This window comes from Blastococcus sp. KM273128, assembly GCF_021698975.1.
Lineage (GTDB): Bacteria > Actinomycetota > Actinomycetes > Mycobacteriales > Geodermatophilaceae > Blastococcus.
In genome coordinates this window covers 1-5,192 of sequence record NZ_SSXA01000129.1, presented here as the reverse complement: position 1 = coordinate 5,192, position 5,192 = coordinate 1, and the positions used below count along the sequence as shown (strand labels likewise).

Here is a 5,192-nt window from a genome sequence, read left to right as displayed (position 1 = left end):
AGGGGGAGCCGAGGGAGACGACCTGCCGGACCAGCCGGGGGGAGCGCTCGGCCAGCCGGCGGGCGAAGATGCCGCCGAGGCTCTGCCCGACGATGCTCACCGGCCCGCCGTGCTCGTCGGCGAGCCGGCGCACCAGGTCCCGGACGCCGTCGACCACCTCGGGTCGCGGGCCGTGGTTGCGGCCGAGGTCCCAGCCCACCACCGGGTAGCCGAGGCGGCGCAGCCAGCCGCGCAGCGTCCGGGTGGAGACGTCGGAGGCCAGCCAGCCCGGGAGGACGACGACCGGGTGCGGCTCGCCGCGCGGCGCCAGCCGCAGCAGGGGCGTGCCGGCGGCCAGGGCGCCGGCGCTGACCAGCGCGCGGGCCGGCTCGGTCAGCGCCAGCAGGTCGTCGGTGCGGGCGGCTCGGGGACGCCCGGACGGGGTGCTCACCCGCGGTGCATGCCCGCGCGGGGGCGCGGTCAGTCGCCGGGGGGCAGCACGCGCGGCACGAACACCTCGTCGATCGGCCGCGGGCCCACGTACTGCCGGCAGGTGCACGGCACCCACTGGTGCCCCGACCAGCGCCCGCGCTTGTCGTAGGTGTCGCGGCGCAGCTCGGCGTAGCAGGTGTTGGTCTCCGTGTCGTGCTGGCTCAGCGTGTGCCCGCAGCCGCACAGCGGGGTCATCGGCGGGGGTGGCGCGCTGCCCCGGTTCCGGCCCAGGCGCCCGGCGACGAAGCCGGCGCCGAGCAGCCCGGCGCCCACCAGCAGGCTGATCGGATCCATCTGCGTGCACCTCCCGCGCGAGCCTCGACGGTAGCGCGCCGGCGCCGTCCCGGGCGGTGCGGGTTGCGACCGGTCGCGACCCGGATTCGCCCGATCGTGGGGGTTGAGCGGAAGTGATCCGGGGCACGTGTGACCCGTGGACACGTACGCCGTGGGATTCGCCCGCCCCGACCGCTGGTCGGCCGGGCAGCGCACCGAGCAGAGCTACCCGTGGCACGCCGTGGAGGTCCACCGTCCGCCGGCCGAGCTGGACGGCGAGGTGGAGCTGGCCGTGTGCGGCGCCATCGTCCAGATCTGGGGCACGCAGAAGTGGGAGCGCGTCGGCGTCGGCCGCACCGGCTGCCCGGAGTGCGCCCGCGCCACCGCCGTCGACAAGCGGCTGACCACCGCCCGCTGACCGCTCAGCTCTTCTCCGGCCTCCGGCCGCTGATCGCCGACAGCCCGGTCACCGCACGCCCCACGATCAGCGCCTGCACCGAGTCGGTGCCCTCGAAGGTGAAGATCGCCTCCATGTCGGCGTGGTGGCGGGCGATGTGGTGGTCGAGCAGGATCCCGTCCCCGCCGAGGATGTCGCGGGCGTCCGCGACGATCGCCCGGGCCTTGGCCGCGTGGTTCATCTTCGCCAGCGACGCCATCGCCGCCGTCATCCGGCCGGCGTCGGCGAGCTTGGACAACCGCCAGCACATCAGCTGCATCGCGGTGATCTCGGCGAGCATCCGGGCGAGCTTGTCCTGCACCAGCTGGAACCCGGCGATCGGTTGGCCGAACTGCTCCCGGCGCAGCGCGTGGGCCAGCGCCAGCTCGTAGGACGCCGTCGCCAGCCCCAGCGCCCGCCACGCCACGGTGTAGCGCGTGCGGTCCAGCATCTGCGAGACGTCCTTGAACGAGTGGCAGTTGGCCAGCTTGTTCTCGACCGGAACCCGGACGTCGGTGAGCGTGATCTCCGCCTGCCACACCGCCCGCAGCGCCGTCTTGCCGGTCATCACCGTGGCCTCGTAGCCGGGGCTGCCCTTCTCGACCACGTAGCCGCCGACGGCGCCGTCCTCACCGCGGGCCCAGATGATGACGTAGTCGGCGATCGAGCCGTTGCCGATCCACTTCTTCTGCCCGTTGAGCACGTAGGCGTCGCCGTCGCGGCGGGCGGATGTCTCCAGGGCCACCGCGTCGGAGCCGTGCGCGGGCTCGGTGAGGCCGAAGGCGCCGATCTTCTCCAGCCGCGCCATCTCGGGCAGCCAGCGCTCCCGCTGCTCCTCGTCGCCGAGGACCGCGATCGACTGCATCGCCAGGAAGCTGTGCACCCCGTTGAAGGTGCCGATGCTGCCGTCGGCGCGGGCCAGCTCCGCGGCGACCAGGCCGGCGGCGACGTTGCTCATGCCGGGGCAGCCGTAGCCCTCGATGGTTCCGCCCACGATGCCCAGGCCGGCGAGCTTCTTCGCCATCGCCAGCGGGAAGTCGGCGCGGTCCCAGTAGTCGTTGATGTGCGGCGTGACCTCTGCGTCGCAGAAGGCGCGCACCCGGTCGCGGAGCTCGATCTCGGCGGGCTCGAGGAGGTCCTCGACGGCGTAGAAGTCGGGGCTGTCGGCGGTCACGACCCCGAACGTACGGCGAACTGCGGGATGCTGCCCCTCGTGCACGTCCTCATCGCACCCGACTCGTTCAAGGGCAGCCTCGACGCCGACCGCGCCGCCGAGGCGATCGCCGACGGCCTGCGGCGGACCCGGCCGGACGCCGAGGTGGTGCTGCGCCCGGTCGCCGACGGCGGGGAGGGCACGGTGGCCGCGGCTCTCCGCGCCGGGTACCGGGCCCGGACCGCCCGGGTCACCGGGCCGGACGGCCGGCCGGTCGACGCCGTGTTCGCCCTCGACGGGACGACGGCGGTGCTGGAGCTGGCCTCGGCGGCCGGGCTCGGTCAGCTGGCGGAGCCCGCGCCGCTCACCGCGACCACGTACGGCGTCGGCGAGCTGGTCCGCGCCGCCCTGGACGCCGGGGCCCGGCGGATCGTGCTCGGCGCCGGCGGCAGCGCCACCACCGACGGCGGGGCGGGCCTGCTGCAGGCGCTCGGCGTCCGGCTGCTCGACGCCGACGGCGGGGACGTCCCCCCCGGGGGCGCGGGGCTCGCCCGGCTCGACCGCATCGACATGGGCTCGCGGGATCCCCGGTTGCAGGAGGTGGAACTGGTCGTCGGCGTCGACGTGGACAACCCGCTGACCGGGCCGGAGGGGGCCGCCGCCGTCTTCGGGCCGCAGAAGGGGGCGACTCCCGAGGACGTCGCGGTGCTCGACGCCGCGCTGGGCCGGTTCGCCGCCGTCGTGCAGCGCGACCTGGTCGCAGACGTAGCGCGCCCCCGAGCCGACGCCCTGGTGGTCACCGGCGAGGGCTCGCTCGACGAGCAGACGCTGCGCGGCAAGGCCCCGGCGGAGGTCGTGGCGCGGGCGTCGGCGGCGGGCGTGCCCTGCCTGGGGCTGGCCGGCGTCGTGCGGCTGAGCCCCGAGCGCCTGCGCGCCGCGGGGTTCGTGGCCGGGCACGGGCTGACCGAGGTGGAGCCCGACGTCGCGCGCTGCCTCGCCGAGGCCCCGCGGGTCCTGGCCGAGCTGGCCGGGCGCGTGATCAGCACGCACCTGCCGCCGGGGCCGCCGCGGTAGCTTGCGTCGTCCGCTTCCCGCCCCAGGAGCTCCGTTGCCGTTCTTCGTCCACTTCGCCCGCTTCGTCCGGCTGCGGCTGAGCGGGTGGCGGCTGCCGCTGGCGGTCGCGGTGTCGGTCTTCCTGTCCAGCTGGCTGGCGATGGCGCTGACCGAGCCGGCCGGCAGCACGATCACCGCGCCCGGCACCTACTGGTGGTACTTCCTGGTCACCGCCGCGACGGTGGGCTACGGCGACGTCTTCCCGGCCTCGACGGCTGGGCGGCTGGTCGGTGCCTACGTGATCGTCGGCGGCATCGTGACCCTGACCCTGCTGTTCACGCAGCTGTCCGAGGCCCTGCAGTCGCTGCGGGGCCGGCGTCTGAGAGGTGTGGTCCCCCTGGAGCTGTCCGGCCACGTGGTGCTGCTGGGCTACTGGCCCGGTCGCACCGAGCGGATCGTCGCGGAGCTGACCGCCGAGGGGCGCACACAGGTCGCGCTCTGCGCCTGGGACGACGTCGCGGAGAACCCGATGGCCGACGAGCCGGCCGTGCACTTCGTCCGCGGCGACCTCACCCACGAGGACGTCATGCGGCGGGCGTGCGTGCCGCAGGCCCGGGCCGTGGTCGTCGACGTCCGGGACGACAACGAGACGCTCGCCGTGGCGGTCGCCGTCGAGCACGCCCACCCGGGGGTGCACCTGGTCGCCGCGCTGCGCGACCTGGAGCGGCGGGACACGCTCCGCTACGTCAGCGCCGGGGTGCAGGCCGTCCAGTGGCACATGCCCTCGCTGCTCACCGAGGAGGCGAACGACCCCGGCATCACCCAGGTCTACAGCGAGCTGATGACGCACGGCGGGCGCAACACCTACTCGCTCACCGTGCCCCCGGGCTTCCCGCACGGCACGTACGGCGAGTGCCAGCGCCACTTCGGCGCCACCTGGGGCGCCACCGTGCTGGCGGTGCGCGGCCCCGACGGGCTCGCGGTCAGCCCGCCCTGGGAGACGCCGCTGGCCGTGGGGACGACGCTGTACTACGTGGCCGAGGGGCGCATCCCGGCCCGGCAGCTCACCGGCGGGTCGCGGACCTAGGAGGGGTGGCCCTCGAGGTCGCCCTCGTCGCCCTGCGGCGCCTCGCGGGGAGCGCTCTGCTCCTCCAGGGACGCCGCCATCTCGGGTGACTCCTGCTCGAGGGCGATGTCGCGCGGCTGCGGCGTGTCCGAGGGCGTCGTCATGCCCCCACCCTGCCGCAGCGCGAGGTGCCCCGCTCCCTCAGCGCCGGCTCAGGGCAGCCACGCCGGGCGGAAGACGACCGTGCCCGACCGCGCCGGCACGTCCAGCACCACGGTGCCCGTCACCGACGAGGACGGGGCGAGCGGCGCCGCCGGGAGGGCGGCCGCCCCGGTGTCGCAGAACCCCGCGGGTGCGCCGCCGGAGAGCACCGAACCGTCGTCCGCGACGAGGCGGAAGTCGACCGGCGAGATGCCGTGCCCGCCACCGAGGACGGCGAGGTCAGCGCCGGTGGTCACGGTGAGCCGGACCGCCACGAGCGTCCCGTTGCCGGCGACGACGGAGGCGTCCGCGCACGAGGCGCCGGCGACCACCTGCTCGAGCGCGACCGAGAGGGCCGGGGTGCCGGTCGCGGGGTCGAGCACCGACATGGCCGCGCCGGCCGCCAGCGCGGGCTCGGGCTCGGGCTCGGGCTCGGGCTCGGGCTCGGCGGGCGGCGGCTCCACCGGAGGCTCCGGTGCGGGCGGCGGCGGTTCCTCGGTGGGGGGTGGCTCCTCGGTGGGCGACGGGTCGGCCGGGGT

General features: G+C 75.7%; 8 protein-coding genes. 3 read left to right on the top strand and 5 right to left on the bottom strand.

Annotated elements, in window-relative coordinates:
- Both E9529_RS20975 and E9529_RS20970 read right to left on the bottom strand, forming a co-directional pair.
- The coding region (locus E9529_RS20975) for an alpha/beta hydrolase (RefSeq protein WP_236833203.1) at positions 1–430 on the bottom strand (430 nt) is incomplete at its 3' end.
- 29 nt (positions 431–459) lie between these two features.
- Complete coding sequence (locus E9529_RS20970; RefSeq protein WP_236833202.1) at positions 460–765, bottom strand: hypothetical protein; 306 nt, start codon at positions 763–765, stop codon at positions 460–462.
- 136 nt (positions 766–901) lie between these two features.
- Between E9529_RS20970 and E9529_RS20965 the strand changes: the two genes are divergently transcribed.
- Positions 902–1,162, top strand: coding sequence for a hypothetical protein (locus E9529_RS20965; RefSeq protein ID WP_236833201.1), 261 nt, complete (start codon positions 902–904; stop codon positions 1,160–1,162).
- Between the two features lie 4 nt (positions 1,163–1,166).
- Here E9529_RS20965 and E9529_RS22880 read toward each other — a convergent pair whose 3' ends face one another.
- Positions 1,167–2,354, bottom strand: a complete 1,188-nt coding sequence (locus E9529_RS22880) for an acyl-CoA dehydrogenase family protein (RefSeq protein WP_236833200.1) — start codon at positions 2,352–2,354, stop codon at positions 1,167–1,169.
- Positions 2,355–2,393: 39 nt separating this feature from the next.
- Between E9529_RS22880 and E9529_RS20955 the strand changes: the two genes are divergently transcribed.
- On the top strand, positions 2,394–3,407 hold the full coding sequence (locus E9529_RS20955) for a glycerate kinase (RefSeq protein WP_236833199.1): 1,014 nt from the start codon (positions 2,394–2,396) through the stop codon (positions 3,405–3,407).
- Positions 3,408–3,441: 34 nt separating this feature from the next.
- Complete coding sequence (locus tag E9529_RS20950; RefSeq protein WP_236833198.1) at positions 3,442–4,473, top strand: NAD-binding protein; 1,032 nt, start codon at positions 3,442–3,444, stop codon at positions 4,471–4,473.
- On the opposite strand, the gene E9529_RS20945 is transcribed toward E9529_RS20950, so the two are convergent.
- Both E9529_RS20945 and E9529_RS20940 read right to left on the bottom strand, forming a co-directional pair.
- Complete coding sequence (locus E9529_RS20945; protein WP_236828868.1) at positions 4,470–4,616, bottom strand: hypothetical protein; 147 nt, start codon at positions 4,614–4,616, stop codon at positions 4,470–4,472. The genes E9529_RS20950 and E9529_RS20945 overlap by 4 nt on opposite strands.
- A 48-nt stretch (positions 4,617–4,664) precedes the next feature.
- Positions 4,665–5,192 (bottom strand): hypothetical protein (locus E9529_RS20940; RefSeq protein ID WP_374201383.1); only part of this gene is annotated, 528 nt, incomplete at its 5' end.

Excerpts from the sequence above, each read along its gene's own strand:
- E9529_RS20970 (WP_236833202.1), bottom strand. The coding sequence starts at position 765 with ATGGATCCGATCAGCCTGCTGGTGGGCGCCGGGCTGCTCGGCGCCGGC.
- E9529_RS20945 (WP_236828868.1), bottom strand. The coding sequence starts at position 4,616 with ATGACGACGCCCTCGGACACGCCGCAGCCGCGCGACATCGCCCTCGAG.